Source organism: Halomonas sp. V046 (genome assembly GCF_052645355.1).
This window is the reverse complement of record NZ_JBQXYF010000024.1, coordinates 1-23,237: the sequence shown is the minus strand read 5'-3', so window position 1 is coordinate 23,237 and position 23,237 is coordinate 1. Positions and strand designations below refer to the sequence as shown.

The window sequence follows — 23,237 nt, the reverse complement described above, 5'->3', positions numbered from 1 at the left end:
TGAATGTGCGGTATCGTCGGCCTGATGGCCAAGCAGGCGGTTAACCAGGGAATCTACGACGCCCTGACGGTGCTACAGCATCGCGGTCAGGACGCCGCCGGCATGATGACCTGGCACGAGGGTCGCTTCCTGCTGCGCAAGAGCAATGGCCTGGTGCGTGACGTCTTTCACACCCGCCATATGGCGCGCTTGAAGGGCAACCTGGGCATCGGTCATGTGCGCTACCCGACCGCTGGCTCGTCCAGCGAGGCGGAGTCGCAGCCGTTCTATGTCAACTCGCCCTATGGCATCGCCCTGGCTCACAACGGCAACCTGACCAACGCCGAGCAGATCAAGCAGGAGCTGTTCTCCTCCGACCTGCGCCACATCAACACCAGCTCCGACTCCGAGGTACTGCTCAACGTCCTGGCCCACGAGCTCGGCAAGCAGGGTCTGCACCTGGAGCCCGGCGACATCTTCGATTCGGTGCGCCGCGTCCATCGCCGTTGCCGTGGCGGCTATGTCGCCGTCGCCATCATCAACGGCGTCGGCATGGTCGCCTTCCGCGATCCCAACGGTATCCGTCCGGTGGTGTTCGGTACCCGTGACGAGGGCAATGGCCAGGAGGTCATGATCGCCTCCGAGTCCGTGGCACTCGATGTCGGCGGCTTCGAATTGCATCGTGATCTGGCCCCGGGCGAGGCGATCTTCGTCGACATGGACGGCGAGATCCACACCCAGCTGTGTGCCGACAAGCCGAATCTCGCGCCCTGCATCTTCGAGCACGTCTATCTGGCGCGCCCGGACTCCATGCTCGATGGCGCCTATGTCTACGGCACCCGCCTGCAGATGGGTCGCAAGCTCGCCGACCGGATCAAGAACGAGTGGCCGGAGCATGACATCGACGTGGTCATCCCGATCCCGGACACCTCGCGGACATCGGCGCTGGAGATGGCGCAGCACCTCGGGGTGACCTATCGCGAAGGCTTCATGAAGAACCGCTATATCGGCCGTACCTTCATCATGCCGGGGCAGACCCAGCGCAAGAAGTCCGTGCGCCAGAAACTCAATGCCATCGACATCGAGTTCAAGGGCAAGAACGTGCTGCTGGTGGATGACTCCATCGTGCGCGGTACCACCTGCAAGCAGATCATCCAGATGGCGCGGGACGCCGGGGCCAACAAGGTCTACTTCGCCTCCGCCGCGCCCCCGGTGCGCTACCCGAACGTCTACGGCATCGACATGCCGGCGGCCAACGAGCTGATCGCCCACGGCCGTAGCGAAGCCGAAGTCGGCGAGCTGATCGGTGCCGATCGCATCGTCTATCAGGACCTGGGCGATCTGAAGGCCGCCTGCCGCGAGGTCAATCCGGCCCTCGATGACTTCGATTGCTCGGTGTTCGACGGGCGCTACATCACCGGCGACATCGACGACGCCTATCTGGCCGATCTCGAGGCCTCGCGCAACGATAGCGCCAAGCAGGAAAGTGCCGGTGATCATGCCCTGGTGGGGATGCACAATCAGGAAGACGACATCGACGACATCGATTAAGGAGACGCCATGGAACCCCACGACCTCGACTGGAACATCGACACCCTGGCGATCCGCAGCGGGCACCAGCGTACCCACGAGCAGGAGCACTCCGAGCCGATCTTCCCGACCTCGAGCTTCGTCTATGGCAGCGCCGCCGAAGCGGCGCGCAAGTTTGCCGGTGACGAGCCGGGCAATATCTACTCGCGGTTTACCAACCCGAGCGTGCGTACCTTCGAGCAGCGCCTGGCCGCGCTGGAAGGCGGCGAGCGCTGTGTCGCCACCAGCTCCGGCATGGCGGCGATCCTGTGCACGGCGTTGGCGCTGCTCAAGGCCGGCGATGAAATCGTCGCCTCGCGTTCGCTGTTCGGCTCCACCGTCAGCCTGTTCGACAAGTACCTGGGCAAGTTCGGCATCACCACCCGCTACGTGGAACTGTCGAACCTCGAGGCCTGGGAGGCGGCGGTGACGCCGGCGACCCGGCTGCTGTTCGCCGAGACGCCGTCCAACCCGCTGTCCGAGATCGTCGATATCGCGGCCCTGGCCGAGCTGGCCCATCGCCACGATGCGCTGCTGGCGATCGACAACTGCTTCTTGACGCCGGTGCTGCAGCGCCCGCTGGATCACGGCGCGGATCTTGTCATCCACTCGGCCACCAAGTACCTGGACGGCCAGGGCAGGGCGATCGGCGGCGCCGTGGTGGGGCGCGACAAGCACCTCGAAGAGGTGTTCGGGGTGGTGCGTACTTGTGGTCCCTGCCTGAGCCCGTTCAACGCCTGGATCTTCACCAAGGGCCTCGAGACCCTGGCGCTCAGGATGAAGGCCCACGCCGCGAATGCGCTGACGCTGGCCGCTTGGCTCGACGCGCATCCCGCCGTGGTGAAGGTCCACTACAGCGGACTCGCCAGCCACCCCCACCATGAGCTTGCCAAGCGCCAGCAGCGCGGCTTCGGCGCGGTGCTGGGGCTCGAGGTCCAGGGCGGGCGCGAGGGCGCCTGGTCGGTCATCGATGCCACCCGCATGCTGTCGATCACCGGCAACCTGGGGGACGTCAAGACGACCATCACCCACCCGGCCACCACCACCCATGGCCGCCTGTCCGATGACCAGAAGGCCATCGCCGGCATCACCGAAGGGCTGATTCGCATCGCCGTTGGCCTGGAGGACCTGGACGACATTCGCGACGATCTGGCCCGGGGCCTGGATGCCTTGGCCGGCTAGGTAGCGACCCGCCATCATCGCGACATGCGCACCTTCGACGCTCGGCCCAGCCGGGCGTCGTCGTATCTGGGGCCGGCGCAAGCCATACTCGAGGGCCGGCGCAAGCCAGGGCCCAGGCGGTATGGTGAAGACCGCTCGGGGTTTCGCGGTGGAAATTACGAATGGTACGTTCGGAATTTTCAGGCGGTAGTAGCGGCAGGCTTAGGGTAAGCTCGGTGACCATCGAACGGTCGACAGGGACGAAGGCATGTGGCGTAACACCAACAGCGGATGGGGACTCGTTTCCATCCTGCTTCACTGGACCAGCGGCCTCGCCATCATCGGGCTCTTTGCCCTTGGCTGGTGGATGACCGGGCTCGATTACTACAGCGCCTGGTACAACCTCGGACCCTGGTGGCATCGCAGCGTCGGCATGCTGGTGCTGTTCGCCACCCTGGCGCGGCTGGCCTGGCGCTGGAGCCAACCGACGCCAGCGGCCCATGGCCCGGCGCTTGAGCGTCGGGCGGCGAGCCTCGGCCACCTGGCGCTGTACCTGCTGATGATAGCGGTCCTGGTCAGCGGATACCTGATCTCCACCGCCGACGGCAAAGGCATCAGCGTCTTCGGCTGGTTCAGCGTCCCGGCCCTGGTCAGCGATCTGCCGGAGCAGGCGTCTCGTGCAGGCGTCGTGCATTGGTACAGCGCCTTGGCGCTGATGGTCCTGTCGGCGGGGCATGCCCTGGCCGCCCTCAAGCATCACTATCTCGACCGCGCGGATACCCTGGTCAGGATGCTCATCCCGGGGCGCCGGGACGAATCGGTCGACGGCACCGATCGATCCTGACCGCCGCCGCGTAAGGTTGTGCCGCCGCGAGACACTTAACTGACGTGGCCCGGTTCGTCCGTTGCCTGGACGGCACCCGGACTAGCTGCCATCCGGGCTTGGTCGACGGACCGCGCCACGCCAGGCACACTTTCCCCTGGTGCGCCTGCTTCGACTAACGTCAAGCAGGGCACCAAATGATGACCCATGCCCTGCAAGGAGAGACTGCATGATCAAGAAGACTGCTATTGCCACCGCCCTGGCGGCCGCCGCCCTGGTACCGTTGTCCCAGGCCCAGGCCGCGGACTACGCCATCGATATCGACGGCCAGCATGCCTTCGTCCAGTTCAAGATCAGCCACCTGGGCTTTTCCTATATCCTCGGCAGCTTCGAATCCTTCGACGGCAGCTTCAGCTACGACCCGGACAACCTCGAGGCTTCCGAGGCGAATGTCGAGGTCGAGGTGGCGAGCCTGACCACCAACCACGCCGAGCGCGACAAGCACATCCAGAGCGCGGACTTCCTGGATGCCGACGAATATCCCACGGCCACCTTCACCTCCACCGGCTTCGCGCCGAGCGGCGACAACGAAGGTGTGCTGACTGGCGACCTGACCCTGCACGGCGTCACCAACAGCATCGAGATGCCGGTCACCCTGCTGGGCGAGGGCGATGACCCCTGGGGCAACTACCGTGCCGGCTTCGAAGGCAGCACCGAGCTGGCCCTCGCCGACTACGACATCGACATGAGCAAGTTCCCCGAGCCGATGCAGACCCTCGAGCTGTACGTCAGCTTCGAAGGCATTCGCCAGTAAACCGGGCATCCGATTGCCCTAGAGGCATTCGCCGGGCAGCCAGAGAGCGTCGGTGATCGCCCGGCAGCGCGTCCGGTAAATCGTCCGGCAGCTCGTCCGGTAAATCGTCCGGCAGCTCGCCCGGTAAATCGTCCGGCAACTCGTCCGGTAAATAGGGCGGGCACCAGGGAACTGGCGCCTGCTTCCCCGCAAGGGGCAGGGCCTCGGGGCGCAACCCCCGAGGCCTTTTGGTGAGGTGCTCATGACGGGGCTGAGGCCCACGCCGAGTTCGCGTAGAATCCCGCTTTCCCCACCTTCATGGAGTCGATGTGCATCTTTCTCAGGATTCCGCCTCCCTCGGGCGCACCCTCTGGCGGCAGACCTGGCCCATGGCCATTGGTGTGCTGTCGTTGCTGGGCTTTCAGCTGGTCGATTCTGCCTTTATCGCACGCCTCGGCACCCGGCCGCTGGCCGCCCAGTCGTTCACCTTCCCGCTATCGTTTCTGATCATCGGCATCCAGGTCGGCATGGGCATCGCCATCGCCGCGCTGATTTCTCGCGCTCTGGGCGCCGGCGAGCACGAGCGCGCCCGGCGCCTGGGCAGCCTGGTGCTGTTGATGGGCACCGCGGTGATCGCTCTGCTCGCGATCGTCCTGTGGCTGGTACAGACGCCGATCTACACCCTGCTCGGTGCCGATGAAGGCACCCGGGCGCTGATACGCGCCTACTGGGCGCCGCAGTTGCTGGCCGCCTGGTTGGGGGCGCTTGTGTACTTCGGCTACAGCCTGTTTCGCGCCCACGGCAATACCGGTTTTCCCGGCAGCATGATGGTGCTGACCAGTGTTCTAAACCTGGTACTGGACCCGCTGCTGATCTTTGGCATCGGCAGCTGGCCAGGCATGGGACTCCCGGGGGCGGCCTGGGCCACGGTGGTGGCCTTCGCCGTCGGCCTTTCGTTGATCGCCTGGCGCCTGAAAGGGCGTGCCTGGCTGGCCGCGAGCGGCCTGGGCGATGAGCTTGCCGGGTCCAGCCGCGCCTTCGCCGGGGTCGCTTGCCCGGCCATGGTCAGCCAGTTGATGCCCCCGCTGGCGGCCATGCTGGCCGTGTCGGTCGTCGCGCGATTGGGCGATTCCGCCGTTGCCGCCTGGGGCCTGGCCAGCCGACTCGAAACCGTGTCACTGATGGTGGTTCTGGCCCTGACCATGTCGCTGCCACCCTGGCTAGGGCGCTGCTATGGCGCCGGGGACTGGCCCCAGGTCAAGCGCCTGATGAGCCTGGCGCTCAAGGTCGTGGTGGTGTGGCAGCTTCTCCTCGGCGTCAGCCTGTCGCTTGCCGCGCCGTGGGTGGCGCAGGTTCTCGCGGGTAACCCCGAGGTCCGCGCCGAGCTTGCGCTCCTGATTCGCTTCCTGCTGCCGAGCTACGCCGCCCTCGGCGTGTGTATGCTGGTGGTCTCGGCCGGCAACGCGCTTGGCTGGCCGCTGCGGGCCATGGTGATGTCGGCGGTACGCCTGTTCGTCTGCTACCTGCCGTGCCTGTGGCTCGGCGTCACCCTGTTCGGTGGCATGCTGGGGTTGGGGCTTGGCGCCGCGCTGGGCAACCTCCTGGCCGGGATCGTGGCCTTCGGCCTGCTCCAGCGGATCCTGTCGCGGCCCAAGCGCTGCTCGGCCAGGAAGGCGAATGGCCAGGCGACAGGCGCCTAGCAACCTCGTCGCGATCTTTCGCCAAGAGATAGCACCTGGAAGTCGCGCTTGGACATAGCGCTTGGAAATAGCACCTAGAGATAGCACCTGGAAGAAATAGCTCTTGGAAATAACACCTGGATATAGAGCCTAGTGATAACGACTGTTTTTGTGGGGGAAAGCCAGCAATAAGATTGAGCTTCGCTAAAATTACGTTTTCAAGCTTTGTGAAAATGGGTAAATACAGAATTATCTGCTAGTCGCTTCATCCTATACTCGCCGACATTCCACGGCCACCATGACGGGCGGCCAAGCGGGTGGCCCTGAGACGGCCATCTCACCAACAATACGGCGAGACAGGAGCGGCGAGATGAAAGTACTGGTGCTTGGAGCAGGGGTAGTGGGTGTCACTAGCGCCTTCTATCTGGCCCGTCAGGGCCACGAGGTCACGGTGGTCGATCGCCAGGCCTCACCGGCGATGGAAACCAGCTACGGCAACGCCGGGCAGGTCTCGTTCGGCTTCTCGTCGCCCTGGGCCGCTCCCGGCATCCCCAAGAAGGCGGTCAAGTGGATGTTCCAGGAGCACGCGCCGCTGAAGATTCAGCCGCGCATGGACGCCACCATGGGGCGCTTCATGATGCAGATGCTCGGCAACTGCAACCCCGAGAGCTACGCCGTCAACAAGGAGCGTATGGTGCGGGTCGCCGAACACAGCCGCGCCTGCATCAACGCCCTGCGCAGCGAGACCGGCATCTCCTACGAAGATCGCCAGCGCGGACTGCTGCAGCTGTTTCGCACCGAGAAGCAGGTCGAGGCGGTGGGCAAGGACATGAAGGTCCTCGAGCAGTGCGGCGTTCGTCACAAGCTGCTGAATGCCTCCGAGATCGCCGCGGTCGAGCCCGCGCTGTCCCGGGTGCCGGGCAAGTTCGTCGGCGGCCTGCATCTGCCCGACGACCAGACCGGCGACTGCTACCTGTTCACCAACCGCCTGGCCGAGTACTGCCGCGAGCACCTCGGCGTGACCTTCCAGTTCAACACCGACATTCAGCGTCTGACGCGCGTCTCGGGCCGCGTCGAAAGCGTCGAGACCAGCGCCGGCAGCCTCACGGCGGACGCTTACGTCATGGCGCTCGGCAGCTACTCGCCGTTCCTCGCCCGCGACCTGGATATTCGTCTGCCGATCTACCCGGTCAAGGGTTACAGCCTGACCGTGCCGGTGGTCGACGATGGCGGCGCGCCGCAGTCCACGGTGATGGACGAGACCTTCAAGGTCGCTATCTCGCGCTTTGACAACCGTATCCGCGTCGGCGGCACCGCCGAGCTCGCCTCCTACGACCTAAGCCTCGCCGAGAAGCGTCGCGCGACCATCGCCATGGTGGTGCGCGACGTCTTCCCCGAAGGCGGCGACCTGGAGCGCGCCGAGTTCTGGACCGGCCTGCGCCCGATGACCCCGGACTCGACCCCGATCATCGGCGCGACCCGCTACGACAACCTGTGGCTGAACACCGGCCACGGCACCCTGGGCTGGACCATGAGCTGCGGCAGCGCCCAACTGCTCGCCGACCTGATCGACGGGCGCGAACCGAGCATCGACCCCAGCGGCCTCGCCGTGTCCCGTTACGCCGCCTAAGTGGCCTAAAAGGACTAAATGGACTCGGCCAACGAGGCCAATGGTGGGAAACGGCAGGCCAAGTAGGCCAAGCAGGATAGGGTTGGCAGGGTAGGGCTGGATAGACGGTCTGACTCGACGGGCTGAATAGCAGGTCTGGCTAGACGGGCTGAATAGCCGGTCTGAATAGACAGGCCGAACAGCACAGGGCGTCAGCCGCCGCGTCAGACGCGCTACGTTGACAACCTGAGGCGTAGTGCAACCAAGCGAGCCGGAAGCACCACAAGACCCCGCCGGGATCACTCCCGACGGGGTCTTGTCGTTTTAGTGATGGATGCCCTTCGCCGGTCCCTGGTTGTCTGGCCGAGCCCTTTGTACCGGCTCCTTGTATCAGCCTCGTGTACTGGCCGCTTGTACCAGCCCCGTGCACCAGTTTCTTGTATCGGTCTCTTGTACCAGTCCCGTGTACCAGTCTCTTGTATCGGTTTCTTGTACCAGCCCCCTTACTATCCCGCCTTGCTTGCCCGCCGTATTAGGCCGCGGCATCTGTCGGCCTCTCTCTTTCCCCATGCCTACCTAGTGTTGGCTTCAATGCCAGAGCCATGCTCGCCCCATCGCGTTGGGGCGCCAAGGCCTTCGTTGGCTAGCGTCAAGGCGCGTACTCAACGAAAGTCGCCACAAAAACGCCGTAGAAGAGGTCGAATCGCCGACGATGCACGTATATGCTAAAAAGCAACAAGTATGCTTAGCCGCGTAAGCGGCCACACCATCAGTGCCACGCAGGGCAAGGACGCAAGCGATTCGGCGAGGGACCACCGCTCACACAATAGGCCGCAACGATAAAGGCGCACCATTGCCGCGCTTCTTGTTACCCGGTCAGCGGAATCACACCTTCGATGCCAGCGCCCAGACGACTCCTTTCCCCGCGGGGCAATCACGCGGCAGTTGTCGCGTCCGTAGGGGCTCACATGGAGGGCGCCCCGGGGCGGTAGCGTGCCAACGGCTTCTGTCAGGTAGGGAGCTAGAGCAGATCCAGCGGACTCGAGGTCCCAGCAAAGCGTTGCCCCAGTACATGGGTGTAGATCTGCGTCGTGCGGATATCGGTATGGCCCAATAGCTCTTGCACCGTACGGATATCGCGACCGGCTTCCAGCAGGTGAGTGGCAAAGGAGTGGCGAAAGGCATGACAGCTGACGCGCTTGTGGAGGATGGCCGCCTTTCTCACGGCCACCTTGAGCGCCTTGCGTGGCACGGAGTCATGGAGGTGGTGCCTGCACAGCAGATCGGATACCGGATGCGTACAGAGGGCTGCCGACGGGAAGAGAAACATCCAGGCGGGCTGGCGGTAGGCAGCGGGATACTTCTTGCCCAGGGCGAAGGGCAGGGAGGGGCCGCAGCCGTGGTCGTTATCCTGGCGCTGAACGGCCAGAGCGGCTTCCACCTGCTGAATTAAGGCAGGCTTCCACCTGCTGAATTAAGGCAGGCTTCAAGCTGGCGCTCAGTAGCGTTTTGCGATCCTTACCGCCTTTTCCGCTGACAACCGTCAGCGTCCCGCCCTCCAGATCCATGTCCTTGACGCGCAGTCGCAGACATTCGGCGATGCGCAGGCCGCTTCCGTAAAGGAGGGAAAAGATCAGCCAGTTGCGACCCGACAGTTGAGCCAATATGGCGGCGACCTCGGCACGCGTCAGCACCGTAGGAAGTCGTCGATGCTGGCGGGCGTGCTTGAAATCGAGTGGCCCCAATTCGACCCCGAGTATCTTGTGATACAAAAAGGCGAGGGCATTCAGCGCCGTCTTCTGGGTATTGACCGACACGCCATTGTCGTTGGCCAGTGACGTCAAGAAGCCGCGCACCTCGGCCCCACCCATTTCCGCAGGGTGACGACGCTGATGGTAAAAGATGTATCGCTTGATCCAATGCAGGTAGGTCCTTTCGGTACGCATGCTGTAGCCGCGTAAGCGTAGATCGCGACGAATAGCTTCCAGGAACGGACTCTTGCCCATGGTCGTGCCTCCCGAATTGTTTGCTATATGTTTATACAGTATATTGGGCCGAGTCCAGACAAGGCGCCTGAATGGCTACAGAAAAGCGCTCAGAATTCCAGCACAAATCATAAAAAACATGAATACTATCAATTAGTAGCTTGTCGACAGGCGAGGCATATCACGCACACTTGCGGCATTGTTTAAGCATGCGTGTCTCGCGAACAAGGAAGCCCTGCGGGAGAGCGACATAGCTGTGGAAAATCAGAAGGGTGGAGAGTGATATAGGCCGGTCTGTGCAGCGATGGGTTGCGCAGCCTCACGATTAAAAATGTTATGCAGTTCTAAAAGGTGGATCCAGTGATACGAAGTGAAGTTAAAGATGTTCATGAAAATTCTGTTCTAAAAGAATTTAAGAGTTTAAGTGAACTCAACGGTAATATTGTTGAAATATTGAGTAAGCCAGAACCACCAGATGCAATAATTACAATAAATGGTCAGAAGGCTTGGATTGAAATTACAGATGCTTTTATAACGCCAGAACATGCAAGGAGTCTAACTTCTAACGTTGCAGAAGATAAAGAGTGGATAAAATCAACACCAGGTTTAAACGATGTCGATTATTTTAATGAAACTTTAAAAGGCGTTATTAAAGAAAAATATAATAAAGACTCAATACAACGAGTCTATAGAGAATATGGATCTGGGGTTTTGATTGTAGGTTGTTTTAGTCCTTTTCATTACCCAATTCAAGAAAACCTTGAAGAGATTATTGGCACTATCAAAGACATTTACTTTTCAAATGAAAAAGTGTTTAACGAAATTTATTTGTATGATTATGACTACAAGCTTGTAAGGGTGGTGTAACTGCATAACAAGCAAATCAACTAGGACTAAAAACAGCGGGCTGTTCGCTTCGCTCCATTTTAGCCCACTGTTTTTAGCCTGTTATTTGGGCGTTATGCTTCTTATCAAATTTCGAGTTTTCATTAGAGGGGGATATATTGAATATTGAAAAATCATACGTGAGCCTTAAAGCTTTTTTATCAAAACCTGATATTGAATATGATGATCTTGAAACCTTCTTATCTTCTGGAGCCTATCAAAATTTTGAATTAATCGGAAATGAAGATTTGTCTGGTCGGCTATATGTAAAAGCTCCAGAGGAAAAACAACCTACTTGGATGCCATTTATTAATACTGGTATTGCTGGAGATTTAGATTTATCAAATAGATCAAGTTCGGCGGTTCTATTGATAGAAGTTAATGACCGAGTGGTTGCATATGCATTTGGCTATGGGAGATTTATGTTAGAGCAAGATCGTTTTTTACCTGACTTTGGTATAAGAACGGCTCTAAATACTTTGAGGCATGATAGTTTAAAGAGTGTTGATATTTTCACTGTTGATCGTTCTGCTGTTCAAAAAAGAACGCAAGCAGTTAGGAGTTCTTCCGTAGATGTTTTTGGCATTGATGTATCTAAAGATATATTGAGAGCAGTAACTGGCAATGCTAAAGAGGGCATTCCGCTTCAATCTATTTCAGGTGGTGATTATGTTTATTCATTTGGAGCGCACATTGAGTTTGATGATTTGTTTGAAACATCTAAATCTTTAATTTCTTATTACACACAAGAATCCTACAAGGATCAATTCTCGTGGGTTGATAATATTCGAAGGTTGAAAAATGACACTAAAAAAAATGAGCTTGATGAAGTTTTAAGAAGTGCAATTGACGCTAAAAATGCAACAAATTTAGCTATTACTGCACCTGAAGTGGTTTCGTGGGACAATATATCTGGTTTTAGCTTCACTCGTTCTAAAGGTACTATTTATCCTACCTTGATAATCGAAGATTACTTAAATGGTCTTGGCGACGATTCAATTGCATTAAAAACATTAAAGAATCATAAATTATTCATTTACGATTTAGATTCAAATGAAGTTCAGTACTCATTATACAAAAGTTTATATTTTGAACATATGGATGACAGTAAAACTTTCATTCTCTTTTCAGGAGACTGGTTTGAAGTTGATAATGATTTTGTTGTTGAACTAGATCGTGCACTTGCCCATATTCCAATATCAGATTTAGAGTTTCCGACGGTTCATAATTGGACACATGAAGATAAAGAAAAAATTGAATCTGAAGGAGACTATAATGAGCGAGCTGCAATATTAAAATCGTATCATTTGCTCGATAAGAAATTGATCAAAAGTAGAACTACAACATCAGCAATCGAACTTTGTGATTTAATGACAGACGATAAACAACTAATTCATGTTAAGCACAAAAAAGGCGGTTCTTCTGGCCTAAGCCATTTATTTGCACAAGGTTATGTAGCTGCTGAAGTGACAATTTCAGATAAAGAGTTCAGGAAAAAAGCAAGGATAAAGCTACGAAATATTCGTTCAGATCTAGACTCATTAATTCCATTAAATGGAATTAATGGGGCAGATTATGAAGTCGTATATCTAATTTTAGGAGATGATAACTCGACAGTAAAATCTGCGCTACCATTCTTCAGTAAAATAAACTTAGTAAAAGCCTTCGAGAACCTTACTCAAAAAGGTTTCAAGGTAACTATATGTGGTGTAGCTAAAGAAAGAATAGAACCACCCGCTGCCACTGATGAAAGCGAAGCATAACAAGTCGTTCAAAAGGACAAAAAACAGTTGGCTTTTGCTCCTTCGTCGCTATTTTAGCCAACACTTTGTTGCCTCTTAACGAGGCGTTAACTCCCCCAAAATTATTAATCAGTTACTTAGGTGAAGAATGTCTAGTTGGAAAAAATTGGAAGAAGAAGTAAAACAATATGCTCAGTATATTTGGAGTAGGAAAGCAGAATCTGATCGTTTGGCCGGAGTCAATTTTGACTGCGTTCTGACCCTAAGCGAAATTGAAAAGGTAATAGTTGAAGTCACAGAGAATAACTCTTTAGGTAAAATAAGAGGTGATATCAGCAGAATACAGATAATAAGAACAAAGATGATGGCCAACAATATAATGGTTAGGCCCTATATTGTTTGTGATTTTCAGCCTACTCAAGGAATGAGAGACGCTGGAAAAGAAAACTACGTCGAAGTTCTCTCTTTTTCGGATTTCAGAAAAATATTCTTTGACTTCGATACCTATAAACATGTGAGATCCAATAAAACTTTTGGCAGTGCTGTAGACCCGATTACAGGCGAAAATGACGAAGCTGTGTATACGCCCGTGGGCTACGAGATTCTAAACTCCGTTGAAGCAAGTGCCGACGAAATTGCTCAACGAATCATAGATGGTAAAAAAGTAATTCTTTTGGGGGATTACGGCACTGGGAAAAGCCGCTGTTTCCGTGAAGTTTTTAATATTTTGGCACGAAGGGTTGATGAAACATTACTATATCCTATTGCCATTGATCTTAAAGAAACTTGGGGTCTAGAGAGTTCAGTGGAAATAATTAGGCGACACTTTAATCACTTGGGCATTGGCGAAATGGAAACTGATAGTGTCGTAAAGGCTTTTAATGGCAAAAGGATCTGCTTTCTTCTGGATGGGTTTGATGAACTAGGTTCGCGGCCTTGGAGTGAGGACAAGAAAAAGCTGGAAAGCATCAGAAGGCATGCGCTTCAAGGCGTAAAAGACTTACTATCCAATGCAGGCGCTGGCTTTTTAGTTTCAGGACGAGAACATTACTTCAATAGTAATAAAGAAATGATGACTGCGTTGGGGATTCGAGAGGACCGGTCGGTAATCGCAAGATGTAAAACTGAATTCAGTTATGAGGAGTTCTATAGGTATTTAGAGTTAAATAATATAAAAGTCAGCCTTCCAAGCTGGCTTCCTAGAAAACCTCTGATCCTAAAAACTATTGCGTCACTAGATAATGATAAAATATCCGAGTTGTTTGATTCTTCAAGCGGCGATGAAATAGAGTTTTGGTACAACTTTATAGACGCAATGTGTGAAAGGGATTCTAGGATTCACCCTATTTTAGATCCTGACACCGTGAAGCACGTTTTATCGAGATTGGCCAGCCTTACGCGAGAAAGAGCACAGAATGTTGGCCCTATCACTGAATCAGAGGTTGTTAATGTATTTTTTGAAGTTACGGGAAGTTATCCGAACGAGCAATCAACAGTGATGCTGCAACGCCTGCCTGGGCTTGGAAGAGTTAGCTCTGAGACCGGGGATAGGAATTTCGTCGACGATTTTGTTCTTGATGGTTTACGAGCATTAGATCTGGTTAATAGAATTGGTTCTTCAGATCAAAATATTTCCAACCTTAAATGGTTGAATCCACTTCGGAAGCTCGGCGTATCTATTCTGTCTCGTGAGATAAAAAAGAGAAACCTAACAAGCTTGTTTATAACATATGCAAAGCAGTCCATGCAGAGAGATAAATCTAATAAAGTATCTATTTCGGATGTTCTGTCGGCACTAAATCAAATAGAAATTGATGAGATTGATTTTGAGGGATTCGATTTTATGGAACCTCATTTTGGCGATCTGAATTTCGAACGTTCTAATCTTAAGAATATCAGATTTTCGGACGGAGTTTTCGAATCGGTAACCCTTGGGAAAATTGATCCAGAGAGTGTGATTATAAAAGACTCTTGCATTGATAGGCTGTTAGGTGTTTCTTCAAGTGGCGGTGTCCCAGCTTGGATTACAAATTGCGAAGTATTGAGCTATGAATCAATTGATACGCTCACAGCAATAAAAAAATCTGGGTTGACTGATGAGCAAACGATGCTAGTTTCCATATTGATTAAGGTTTATCGGCAAGCTGGTAATGGTCGTTTGGAACACACACTAACAAAAGGCTTGACTGGCGTAAATAAAAAAAGCCTCAAGAGAATCATTCAATACCTGATTTCAAATGGTTTTCTTGTGACCAGCAAAGACAACGGGGAAACGATATACAAGCCAGTAAGGCAATACCAAGAACGTATCGAAAAAATATTGAATGAGTTAGACCGGTCTAAAGATGCGGTTTGGGAACACGTAACAATGCTGTCGGCATAGAGTTAACAAAGCCAGGCACGGCGACGCCTTTTTCGTTGTGGCTTCGCCTCCACTACAATGGCGCGCGTGCTGAGCCGCGCGATGTGCATTTCTAGTTGAGAGGGAAGATGGAATCGGTTCAGGTAACACTAAATCCACTGGATTGGTCGGGTGTTTCGGCAATCACATCAATCCTGATGCTTTTTATAAACATTTTCCTGCTCGTGTCGGTCATCTTTGCTTACCGCACCATTAAAGAGGAGGTTAAGAACAGAGATAGTAGTCTGTTACTTTGGGCAATGGACGAGATGTCAAAGGTTAAGTCAGACCTTTCGTTGCTCCATACGGCCGGTGATTATTCGAACGGGGAGCTTGGGAGCGACGATCATAAGGTTTCCTGGTCTCAAGAAACGGTCGATGCGGCGTATCGGGTCAGTATTGTGATGCAACGGTTGTCCTATATGGCTATGTCAGGTCTCATTAGTAAGGAGCATTTTTCTAAAATGTGGGGGCCTGCTTTTGTGAAGGCGTGGAATACATTGGAGCCCTTCATTCATCACAGGCGCTTCCTGAATGGCGAGCCGTTGACTCTGGCAGAGGGGGCTTACAGCAGAAATGACTTTGAGAAATACGCTCTTTACTGCCGGGGTTAAACACATAACAAGGTCAGGTGCGGCGGAATTGTATGTCAATTGCTAGAGCTGCCCTCAGCTATCAGTGATCTCATTTAACTGCTCTTCGGTCGGCTTATAGCCGTGGCCGTGCGTGTGTGTCTCAAGAGAGTTAGCGATTTGCTACATGAGATTCTTACTTTGGAGCACGTGAAGGGTTTCTTGCTCCCGCTCCCAGTCGTCGGCGCTCATCACAACGAACGCTTCACCTTCCCGCCGGGTCACTTTTAGCGGTTCGTGATCACTAATCAGTAGCGGCACGGTGTCGCCTCTGTGGCGGCGTTCTTCTGGCTGTGTGATTGCTTCAAGGATTGCCCGCGCCTCTGCTTTTGGCGCTGCGGTTGTGCCGCTGGACCCGGGCCGTCAAGGCGTTGTGTACGTCATCGGGAATGTCATCTTACCCAGCCCTCGTGCATTTGATGTAGAGCGCTGCTCTCGGTATCCGGTCGTGCGTTCTGATCGCTAGCCGTATCCCGGCTTGTCACTGTGTTGCGGCCTCGATTTGTTGGCAACCACCTATATATTCCGCCATGCCGCTTTGCGGCGCTCCTGCCCGCTTAGGCTCCGTCTAGCTTGAAAGTGGTCTAGCTTGAAAGTGGTCTAGCTTGAAAGTGGGAGGCGCGCGTCAAATACCGTTGAGCCCCAGCGTCGTGTGGCCTAGCCTTATTCAAGCTGGCATCCGCGGCCGTTTCGCCCGTTGTTGGTCACTCGCCGTCGGCCGGAAAACGCGTCCCGCTGCGCGATTCCATTCGGTGGGTCAATCGGCGTCTAGCCGCACCTGGAGGTGGTCCATGGCCAGGCTTTCGAATAGCTGTATCGCCGGGGTGGCGCTCTGTTTGGCTGTCGGCTCGACCGCAGTAGCAGGCGCGGGTCTGCCTGATGGCGAGGGGCGGGAGGCCGTCGAGGCGTTATGTTCGGCTTGCCATCCTGTCAGCCGGATCACCCAGAGCTTGGGCTACAGCCGCAGCGACTGGTTGGCGCTGACCGGTACGATGGTCGACCTTTCGGCGGACCCCGCGCGCCGGGATGCCATCGCCGGCTACCTCGCGACGCACTTTCCCCCGAACGAGCGGCGTGCGCCGACTATCGTCGACGGTGACGCTCGCATCGACTTTCACGAGTGGGTGGTGCCGACTCTTGGCCAGCGGGCGCGCGATCCTGTGGAGGCGGCGGATGGCTCGGTCTGGTGGGCGGGGCAGTGGGGCAATCTGGTCGGGCGCATCGATACCGCCAGTGGCGAGATGCGTGAGCACCCGTTGCCAGCCGGCACCATGCCGCATTCCGTGACGCTGGACCGTGACGGTGGCGTGTGGTTTACCGGAAACAAGAATGGGACGCTTGGTCGGCTCGACCCCGGTGACGGCGAGGTCACGGTCTATGATATGCCGGACCCCGCCGCGCGGGATCCGCACACCGCGGTCTTCGATGCCGACGGCATTCTCTGGTTCACGCTTCAGCACGCTAATCGAGTCGGGCGTCTCGATCCGAGTACCGGTGACATAAGCCTGATGACGATGCCGACCGCGGATTCGCGGCCCTACGGTATCAAGATCGACGCCTCGGGCGTGCCGTGGGTGGCGTGCAATGGAAGCAATTGCCTGGTGCGGGTCGATCCACAGACGTTGAGCCTGTCGGAGATCTCGCTGCCACACGCTGGAACCCGGGTACGGCGGCTCGATATCGCCGGGGACGGGATGATCTGGTACGTGAGCTCCGGTCGCGGCCGGCTCGGGCGTTACGACCCGGGTAGCGGCGAGGTTCGCGAGTGGCCATCGCCGAGTGGTCCGCGCTCACACCCCTATGCGATCGCCGTGGTCGATGGCATCGTCTGGTACAACGAGTCCGAGATGCGTCCCGATGCCCTTGTACGCTTCGACCCCGAGGCCGAATCCTTCCAGAGCTGGCCGATTCCATCGGGGGAGTTCTATGCCGGCATCGTGCGTCATATGCGCCCTACGCGCGACGGTGATCTGCTCATCCATCAAAGCGCCACCAACCGCATCATTCGGGTCGAAATCGGCGACTGATCGTCGCCAGGCTAAGGACCCGAGGCGGAAAGAGAAGGGAGGAGGAGCGAGAGGGGGAGAAAAGGGAGATACGCTAGTGTGTAGCCCAGCTCGCTGATGAGGTTGCCGCAGGCGAGCGGTGACAGACAAAAGTGATTCGCCGTGCTCATGCGTAAGCAGAAGGCCCCGTTGAGAGACATCTCTCAACGGGGCCTTTTTTGTTGCTGCGGTCAGCGAAAGGGGCTGTTTGGACGGCTATCCAGACAGCTACTCGAACAGCTACTCGACCAGCTATTCGACCAGCTATTCGGTAGGCCATCCGAGTCGGTCTAGAGCATGCTCCTTCACCAACGATTCAAGAGGCTCGTCGAGCCCTTCAGGCTTGTTTAGGCGCCTTTGATAAAGCTAATAGACGCCTGAAGCGACTCTGCAAGGGCGCTTTCTGCCCGATGCAGCTTGTGTCGGTGCTGCCCCGCGATGCCCGTCAACCCTGGGCGGCGAGCTTATGGCGGGGCTCAGCGGACTCGACGGATTCAGCGCTCGGAGCGCTCGTCAGCGCGTCCACGACGGGGATCAGGTCGCTGACCACGCCATCCACCACCGCGTCGTCGTAGCTGCGACCGCGGGTCTTGGTGAAGCCTTGCTCGTAGAGCTTGATGTGCTCGTTGGGCTCGACGTCGATCTGCTTCAGGCAGTGGGCGGCGCAGTGCATCTGGCAGCCGTCGATGGCGATGATCGGCCGACCGGACAGGGCCTTGCGGGTGATGCCCGGGACGTTGCCGCCGATGCCGGCGATGCACGACATCTCGGCGATGCCGGCGTGGTCGAGCTTGATCGCGACGCTGTTGGCGAGCTGGGCGACGTCGGAGCAGCCGGAGCAGGAGTAGACCAGAGCGGTAGGGGCTTTGGATGTCATTGTGATGTCTCCTTGGGAGGGGATGGCGGGCTGGGCCTTGTGGGCGAGGCCCGCCATCGGCTTAGGCCAGGAACTGACTCAACGGCAGGTAGCCGTATGTCTGGCCCGGTGTGATGCCGACGCCGGGCTCGGCCATCAGATAGCCGTCGGCGTCGCAGGCACTCTTGAGCATGTTGGAGCCTTGTTCGCCGGCGAGCTCGGCCACCGGGTCTGGGCCTTGCCAATCCAGGCGCACGCGGATCAGTTCGCGGCGGCTGGCCTGGGGGCGGCGGGCGAAGTCGGCGGCCACCGGGAAGCGTTTGAGCGCGGCGGGGGCTCTGCCCTGGCGCCGGTGCAGGAAGGGCAGGCCCAGGAGGTGCCAGGCCACCAGGGCGGCGGTGGGGTTGCCCGGCAGGCCGATCACCGGCGTGCCACTGTCGGGGCTCTCGCCGACGTAGCCGAGGGTAAAGGGCTTGCCGGGCTTCATGGCCACGCCGTGCAGGCTGACGCCGCCGAGGGCGTCCAGCGTCGGGCGCACGTGGTCTTCTTCGCCCACCGAGACGCCCCCTGAGCAGATCACCAGATCGGTGTTGCGTGCCGCGTACTCCAGCGCATCGCGCATGGCATCGGCGCCGTCTTCGACGATGCCGAGATCGACCACGTCCACGCCCTGCTGGCACAGCAGCGCGGTCAGCATGCTGGCGTTGGAATTGACTACCTGGCCCGGCGCGATGGGGGCCCCGGCCGGCACCAGCTCGCTACCGGTGCTGATTACCGCGGCGCGCAGGCGGGTCCTGGTGGCCACCGACGTCAGCCCCTGGGCGGTGAGCAGGGCGATGGCGACGGCGTCGAGCACCTTGCCGGGGGCCAATAGTGCATCACCGGGCCGTGTTTCTTCGCCTTGCCGGCGGATATGGGCGCCGAGGGTGATGTGTTCGGGAAAATGCACGCGGCCCTCTTCATCCAGCCGGACCCGCTCCTGGGGGACCACGGCGTCGGCGCCCAGGGGAATCGGTGCGCCGGTGAAGATGCGCGCGCAGCCCTGGGCGGGCAGCGGCTCGGGGCCGGCACCGGCGGCCACGCGCAAGGTTACCGCCAGGTGGCGCTGCGGGCCGCTGAGCCCGTTCAGGTCGGCAAGGCGCAGGGCGTAGCCATCCATGGCGCTATTGTCGACGCCGGGCATGGCGTGGCGCGCGGCGATCGGTTCGGCCAGCACTCGGTCCCTGGCGCGAGCCAGCGGCGTGCGTTCGCTGGCGGTAAGCGGGCGAGCCAGTGAGCGCACCTTGTCACGGGCGGCGAACAAATCCTCAAGGCCGGTCTTGCCGGGGCAGCAGTCGCTGGGCTCGAGACGGGCGTTCATGCCGGTTGCCCTTGTGCTGCTGGGGTCGACGCCGTGCCCGCCACTATCGAGGCATCGCTGCCCGGTGAGCGGGTGGCACAGGCGGTGGCGTTTTCCACCACCATGGCGACGAAGTTGCAGGGCCGGGTGCGGGCGTCGAGCTGGGACTGAAGGATGTCATCCCAGGCCATCGCGCAGGCCTTGGGCGAGCCCGGCATGGCGAACACCAGGGTGCGGTCGATGGTGCCGCCAAGGGCGCGGGACTGGATGGTAGAGGTGCCGATGGTGGCGTACGACAGCTGACGGAACAGCTCGCCGTAGCCCTCGACGACCTTGTCGAGCAATGGCGTAAGGGCCTCCGGGGTGGTGTCGCGCCGGGTAAAGCCGGTGCCGCCGTTGACCAGAATCGTGTGGATGTCGTCGCGGATGACCCAGGCGCTGACCGCGGCGCGGATCTGATAGACATCGTCGGGCACGATGCGGCGCTCGATCAGCCGATGACCGCTGCTGGTCAGGCGCTGAATCAACAACTGCCCGCTGCCGTCCTGATCGATGCCGCGGGTGTCCGAGACGGTCAGTACGGCGATGCCAAGCGGCGTGAAGGGGGTGTCGGCGTGAACGTGGGCCATGGCTCACCTCAAGGTAATGGGGGGCGGTTCGAGTAGAAAGCGGTTCTCAGAAGGCGTCTGCGCGGGTGCGAGGGCATGGCTTGCGCCGATTCTCGCGCGGGCCGAAGGGCGGCCCAGGAGCCGGTGCCGGGTCGTGTCGCTGCGTCAGACGGCTGGTGACAACCCCTTGTGGGGCTAGCCAACGAGGAAGCAGCGGCCCGGGAACTAAGGCTATCCCGAGCCGCCGCGGTGCGCCTTAGCGCTTTAACGGACTATCCACGTCGTCATCGGAGAGCGAGAAGCCTTCGACGCCGATCTCGGCCTCGAGGGCCAGCAGGTAGTGGCGCAGTGCCACGCGTGTCGCCTGCTCCTTCAACTCGTGGCTGACCCGGGTCTTGACCTCGGCGTAAGGCAGTGCCTGCTTGTCGAGACGCGAGTCGATGGTGACCACATGCCAGCCGTAGCGCGATGCCAGCGGGCGATCGTGCAGGCCTTCCGGCAGATGCGTGAGTGCCCGGTCGAGTTCTTCCACGGTCTGGCCCGGAGAGAGCCAGCCAAGATCCCCGCCTTCGCTTGACGACGGGCACTTGGAATGGGTCAGAGCGAACTCGGTAAAGCGTTCGGGATTCTCGCTCAGCGCCTCGATCAGGGTGGTGCCGAGGTGATACTGGGCATCCCGCGTCTCGGCATCGTCCGGCGCTGCCGGTAGCAGAATATGGCGCACCTTGAGCCGGACCGGATCGCAGAAGCGATCCGGGTTGGCGGCGTGATAGCGCAGGCAGGCGGCGTCATCGGGCTCGGGCACTTGAAGCTCCTGTTCCAGCATCACCGCGATGGCGGCTTCGTCGGGCTCCAGCACCGTGCCAGGCTCGATGCCCAGGACCATCGCCCGCTGACGCAGCAGCGCCTGAATCACCAGGGCGCGGGCCGCCGCCTTGGCGGCGGCCTCGCGATCGGTGGCTGGGTGAAACTGCATCTCGCCGGCGATGGCGCCCTCGTCGATGACAAGATCACCGACGCGAATGGCCGGGCGCGTTGCGTCGGTCACGGTTTCCAGGGGAATGGTCTGCATCTCACACCTCCTCAGGCACGACGCCTGACGATCTGGTAGCGCCGGCCGAGATAGCCCAGCGGGGCGCTCCAGGCATGAACCAGGCGAGTGAACGGGAAGATCAGCACGATGGTCAGGCCGACCAGGATATGGATGTGGTAGATGAAACCGATGCCTTCCAGGTGGGCGGCGGCGTTGCCCTGGAAGAACACGATGGCCTGGGCCCACTCGGCGAGGCGAATCATCACGCCACCGTCCAGGTGGTGCAGGGCGGCGGGAATGGTCAAGAGGCCAAGGGTGACCTGCACGACCAGCAGCACGATGATCAGGTTGTCCATGAAGCTGGACGACGCCCTGACGCGTGCGTCGGTGAAGCGGCGATGCAGCAGCATGGCGCCGCCGACCAGACACATCACCCCGGCGACACCGCCGACCAGGATCGCGAAGACCTGCTTGGCGCCGGCGCTGATAAAGGGCGCGTAGACCCAGTGTGGCGTCAGCAGGCCGACCAGGTGGCCGAAGAAGATCACCAGGATGCCAACGTGAAACAAGGGGCTGGCAAGGCGCATGCGCTTTGACGACAGCATCTGGCTCGAACCGGTCTTCCAGGTGTACTGGCCATGGTCGAAGCGCATCAGGCTGCCGATCAGAAAGACGCTACCGGCCAGGTACGGGTAGAGGCCGAACAACAGGGTATGCAGGTAGCTCATGACAGACCTCCTGTCGAAGCTTGGGGAGCAATATCGGGGAGACGAATGGTGTCCGCTGGCACGCTGTTGCTGCGCTCGGCCAGGCGCCTGCCCTCGGCGGACTGCAGCGAGCAGTCCTGGTCGGATTCAGCAGAGAAGCGCACCGCCTCTTCTTCCCACACCGCATCGATGGCGGCGGGGGTGTCGTCGGCGGGCTCTTCCTTGACCTTGTCGCGATGGGCCTCGACCTCGGCCTCGGCGCCGATCAGGCTGAGCAGCGCCAGGGGCACCAGCGCCTGCTGGCAATCCTTGCTCTGCAGCCGAGCGGTCAGAAGCGCCAGGATGTGGCGGATATCGCCGATCCAGCGGGCGGTATCCTCCGGTGCCAGGATCGACAGGAACTCGAGGAACAGCGGCAGGTGATCGGGCAGTTCGCGGCTGTCGAGCTCGTAGCCGGCGGTCTCGTACTCCGCCAGCAGGTCGACCATGGCCTGGCCGCGATCGCGGGATTCGCCGTGGACGTGCTCGAAGAGCAGCAGCGAGGTGCTGCGACCCCGGTCGAACTGGGCCACGTAAGCGGCTTGAAGCTCGAGCAGGTCCTGGCCGTGGAGGCTGTCACACCAGTCGCACAGGTCCTCCTGGACCTTGGCATTGGGCAACGGCATGGCCGCCAGGGCCTGGCGCAGCTCGGGCAGGGCGCCGAGCATCTCTGCGTCGGGGTAGTCGAGCATCCGCGCTAGCGCGCGGATGCCTTGCCGAAAGGCGTGACTGCTGACGGGCTCGGCGCACAGCGGTTCGGCGCCGAGGGGCTCAAGGGTCGGGACGTCAGTCATTGGCGACCTCCGGGTGTGCCGGGTCGTACTGCTCGACGTTGACCAGGGTGGTGGTCTGCTTGCGGCCACCGAACAGGCTGGTCTCGTCGCTGCCACCCTGGCAGCCGTTGCCGAAGGTGAAGCCGCAGCCGCCGCGCTCGGGGAAGGCCTCGCGGGCCTGCTCGCGGTGGCTGGTCGGGATCACGAAGCGGTCCTCGTAGTTGGCGATGGCCAGGTAGCGGTACATGTCCTCGACCTGGGCCTCGCTGAGTCCCACTTCGTCGAGCACCGCGGCGTCCAGGGTGCCCTCGACATGCTTGCCGCGCATGTAGACGCGCATCGCCATCATGCGCTTGAGCGCCAGGATCACCGGGGCCTCGTCGCCGGCGGTGAGCATGTTGGCCAGGTACTTCACCGGGATGCGCAGCGACTCGACCTTGGGCAGTACGCCGTCGGTCTCGACGTGGCCGGCGTCCACCGCCGACTGGATCGGCGACAGCGGCGGCACGTACCAGACCATCGGCAGGGTGCGATACTCCGGGTGCAGCGGCAGGGCCAGCTGCCAGTCCATGGCCAGCT

20 protein-coding genes and 1 pseudogene are annotated in these 23,237 nt (G+C 58.6%); 11 read left to right on the top strand and 10 right to left on the bottom strand.

Features of this window, described 5'->3' with window-relative positions:
- The first annotated feature begins 3 nt into the window (after nt 1–3).
- The 6 genes from purF to ACUN9Y_RS21570 all read left to right on the top strand — a co-directional run bounded on the left by purF (nt 4) and on the right by ACUN9Y_RS21570 (nt 7,634).
- On the top strand, nt 4–1,530 hold the full coding sequence (gene purF, locus ACUN9Y_RS21595; RefSeq protein ID WP_445462807.1) for an amidophosphoribosyltransferase: 1,527 nt from the start codon (nt 4–6) through the stop codon (nt 1,528–1,530).
- 9 nt (nt 1,531–1,539) lie between these two features.
- Nucleotides 1,540–2,730, top strand: coding sequence for an O-succinylhomoserine sulfhydrylase (locus ACUN9Y_RS21590; RefSeq protein WP_445462806.1), 1,191 nt, complete (start codon nt 1,540–1,542; stop codon nt 2,728–2,730).
- Between the two features lie 247 nt (nt 2,731–2,977).
- Nucleotides 2,978–3,553, top strand: coding sequence for a cytochrome b (locus ACUN9Y_RS21585; protein ID WP_445462805.1), 576 nt, complete (start codon nt 2,978–2,980; stop codon nt 3,551–3,553).
- 208 nt (nt 3,554–3,761) lie between these two features.
- On the top strand, nt 3,762–4,346 hold the full coding sequence (locus tag ACUN9Y_RS21580; protein WP_445462804.1) for a YceI family protein: 585 nt from the start codon (nt 3,762–3,764) through the stop codon (nt 4,344–4,346).
- A gap of 368 nt (nt 4,347–4,714) precedes the next feature.
- A complete protein-coding gene (locus tag ACUN9Y_RS21575) occupies nt 4,715–6,025 on the top strand; it encodes an MATE family efflux transporter (protein ID WP_445462815.1) in 1,311 nt (436 codons plus the stop codon).
- A 349-nt stretch (nt 6,026–6,374) separates the two neighbouring features.
- Entirely contained in the window at nt 6,375–7,634 is a 1,260-nt protein-coding gene (locus tag ACUN9Y_RS21570; protein WP_445462803.1) for a D-amino acid dehydrogenase, read from the top strand.
- 1,000 nt (nt 7,635–8,634) lie between these two features.
- Here the strand turns inward: ACUN9Y_RS21570 and ACUN9Y_RS21565 are convergent.
- Complete coding sequence (locus ACUN9Y_RS21565; RefSeq protein WP_445462802.1) at nt 8,635–9,054, bottom strand: tyrosine-type recombinase/integrase; 420 nt, start codon at nt 9,052–9,054, stop codon at nt 8,635–8,637.
- A complete protein-coding gene (locus ACUN9Y_RS21560; protein WP_445462801.1) occupies nt 9,020–9,619 on the bottom strand; it encodes a phage integrase N-terminal SAM-like domain-containing protein in 600 nt (199 codons plus the stop codon). Before ACUN9Y_RS21560 ends, ACUN9Y_RS21565 begins: the two co-directional genes overlap by 35 nt.
- Before the next feature lie 339 nt (nt 9,620–9,958).
- On the opposite strand from ACUN9Y_RS21560, the gene ACUN9Y_RS21555 reads away from it, so the two are divergent.
- The 4 genes from ACUN9Y_RS21555 to ACUN9Y_RS21540 all read left to right on the top strand — a co-directional run bounded on the left by ACUN9Y_RS21555 (nt 9,959) and on the right by ACUN9Y_RS21540 (nt 15,240).
- Entirely contained in the window at nt 9,959–10,465 is a 507-nt protein-coding gene (locus tag ACUN9Y_RS21555; RefSeq protein WP_445462800.1) for a hypothetical protein, read from the top strand.
- 137 nt (nt 10,466–10,602) lie between these two features.
- Nucleotides 10,603–12,246, top strand: a complete 1,644-nt coding sequence (locus ACUN9Y_RS21550) for a DUF6119 family protein (RefSeq protein ID WP_445462799.1) — start codon at nt 10,603–10,605, stop codon at nt 12,244–12,246.
- 127 nt (nt 12,247–12,373) lie between these two features.
- The gene (locus ACUN9Y_RS21545; protein WP_445462798.1) at nt 12,374–14,608 is read left to right on the top strand and encodes a hypothetical protein; all 2,235 of its coding nucleotides are present in this window, start codon (nt 12,374–12,376) and stop codon (nt 14,606–14,608) included.
- 107 nt (nt 14,609–14,715) lie between these two features.
- Entirely contained in the window at nt 14,716–15,240 is a 525-nt protein-coding gene (locus ACUN9Y_RS21540; RefSeq protein WP_445462797.1) for a hypothetical protein, read from the top strand.
- A 141-nt stretch (nt 15,241–15,381) separates the two neighbouring features.
- Here the strand turns inward: ACUN9Y_RS21540 and ACUN9Y_RS21535 are convergent, their stop codons facing one another.
- Nucleotides 15,382–15,519, bottom strand: coding sequence for a type II toxin-antitoxin system Phd/YefM family antitoxin (locus tag ACUN9Y_RS21535; RefSeq protein WP_445462796.1), 138 nt, complete (start codon nt 15,517–15,519; stop codon nt 15,382–15,384).
- A 530-nt stretch (nt 15,520–16,049) separates the two neighbouring features.
- Here ACUN9Y_RS21535 and ACUN9Y_RS21530 point away from each other — a divergent pair.
- Nucleotides 16,050–17,285 carry a Vgb family protein gene (locus ACUN9Y_RS21530; RefSeq protein ID WP_445462795.1) on the top strand — a complete coding sequence of 412 codons (1,236 nt, stop codon included), beginning with the start codon at nt 16,050–16,052 and terminating at the stop codon, nt 17,283–17,285.
- Between the two features lie 463 nt (nt 17,286–17,748).
- Here the strand turns inward: ACUN9Y_RS21530 and ACUN9Y_RS21525 are convergent, their stop codons facing one another.
- From ACUN9Y_RS21525 to narH, 7 genes and pseudogenes are all read right to left on the bottom strand, one after another.
- Nucleotides 17,749–18,180, bottom strand: a complete 432-nt coding sequence (locus ACUN9Y_RS21525; RefSeq protein ID WP_445462794.1) for a putative zinc-binding protein — start codon at nt 18,178–18,180, stop codon at nt 17,749–17,751.
- A gap of 61 nt (nt 18,181–18,241) precedes the next feature.
- The gene (locus ACUN9Y_RS21520) at nt 18,242–19,519 is read right to left on the bottom strand and encodes a molybdopterin molybdotransferase MoeA (RefSeq protein ID WP_445462793.1); all 1,278 of its coding nucleotides are present in this window, start codon (nt 19,517–19,519) and stop codon (nt 18,242–18,244) included.
- Nucleotides 19,516–20,127: a molybdenum cofactor biosynthesis protein B gene (gene moaB, locus ACUN9Y_RS21515; protein ID WP_445462792.1), complete on the bottom strand. Its 612-nt coding sequence runs from the start codon at nt 20,125–20,127 to the stop codon at nt 19,516–19,518. Before moaB ends, ACUN9Y_RS21520 begins: the two co-directional genes overlap by 4 nt.
- 235 nt (nt 20,128–20,362) lie before the next feature.
- Nucleotides 20,363–21,178, bottom strand: a complete 816-nt coding sequence (locus ACUN9Y_RS21510) for a peptidylprolyl isomerase (RefSeq protein ID WP_445462791.1) — start codon at nt 21,176–21,178, stop codon at nt 20,363–20,365.
- An 11-nt stretch (nt 21,179–21,189) separates the two neighbouring features.
- The gene (gene narI / locus ACUN9Y_RS21505; RefSeq protein ID WP_445462790.1) at nt 21,190–21,867 is read right to left on the bottom strand and encodes a respiratory nitrate reductase subunit gamma; all 678 of its coding nucleotides are present in this window, start codon (nt 21,865–21,867) and stop codon (nt 21,190–21,192) included.
- Nucleotides 21,864–22,679, bottom strand: a complete 816-nt coding sequence (narJ, locus tag ACUN9Y_RS21500) for a nitrate reductase molybdenum cofactor assembly chaperone (RefSeq protein ID WP_445462789.1) — start codon at nt 22,677–22,679, stop codon at nt 21,864–21,866. Before narJ ends, narI begins: the two co-directional genes overlap by 4 nt.
- Nucleotides 22,672–23,237: pseudogene (gene narH, locus ACUN9Y_RS21495) on the bottom strand (nitrate reductase subunit beta); the annotation flags it as partial. The gene narJ and the pseudogene narH, both read right to left, overlap by 8 nt.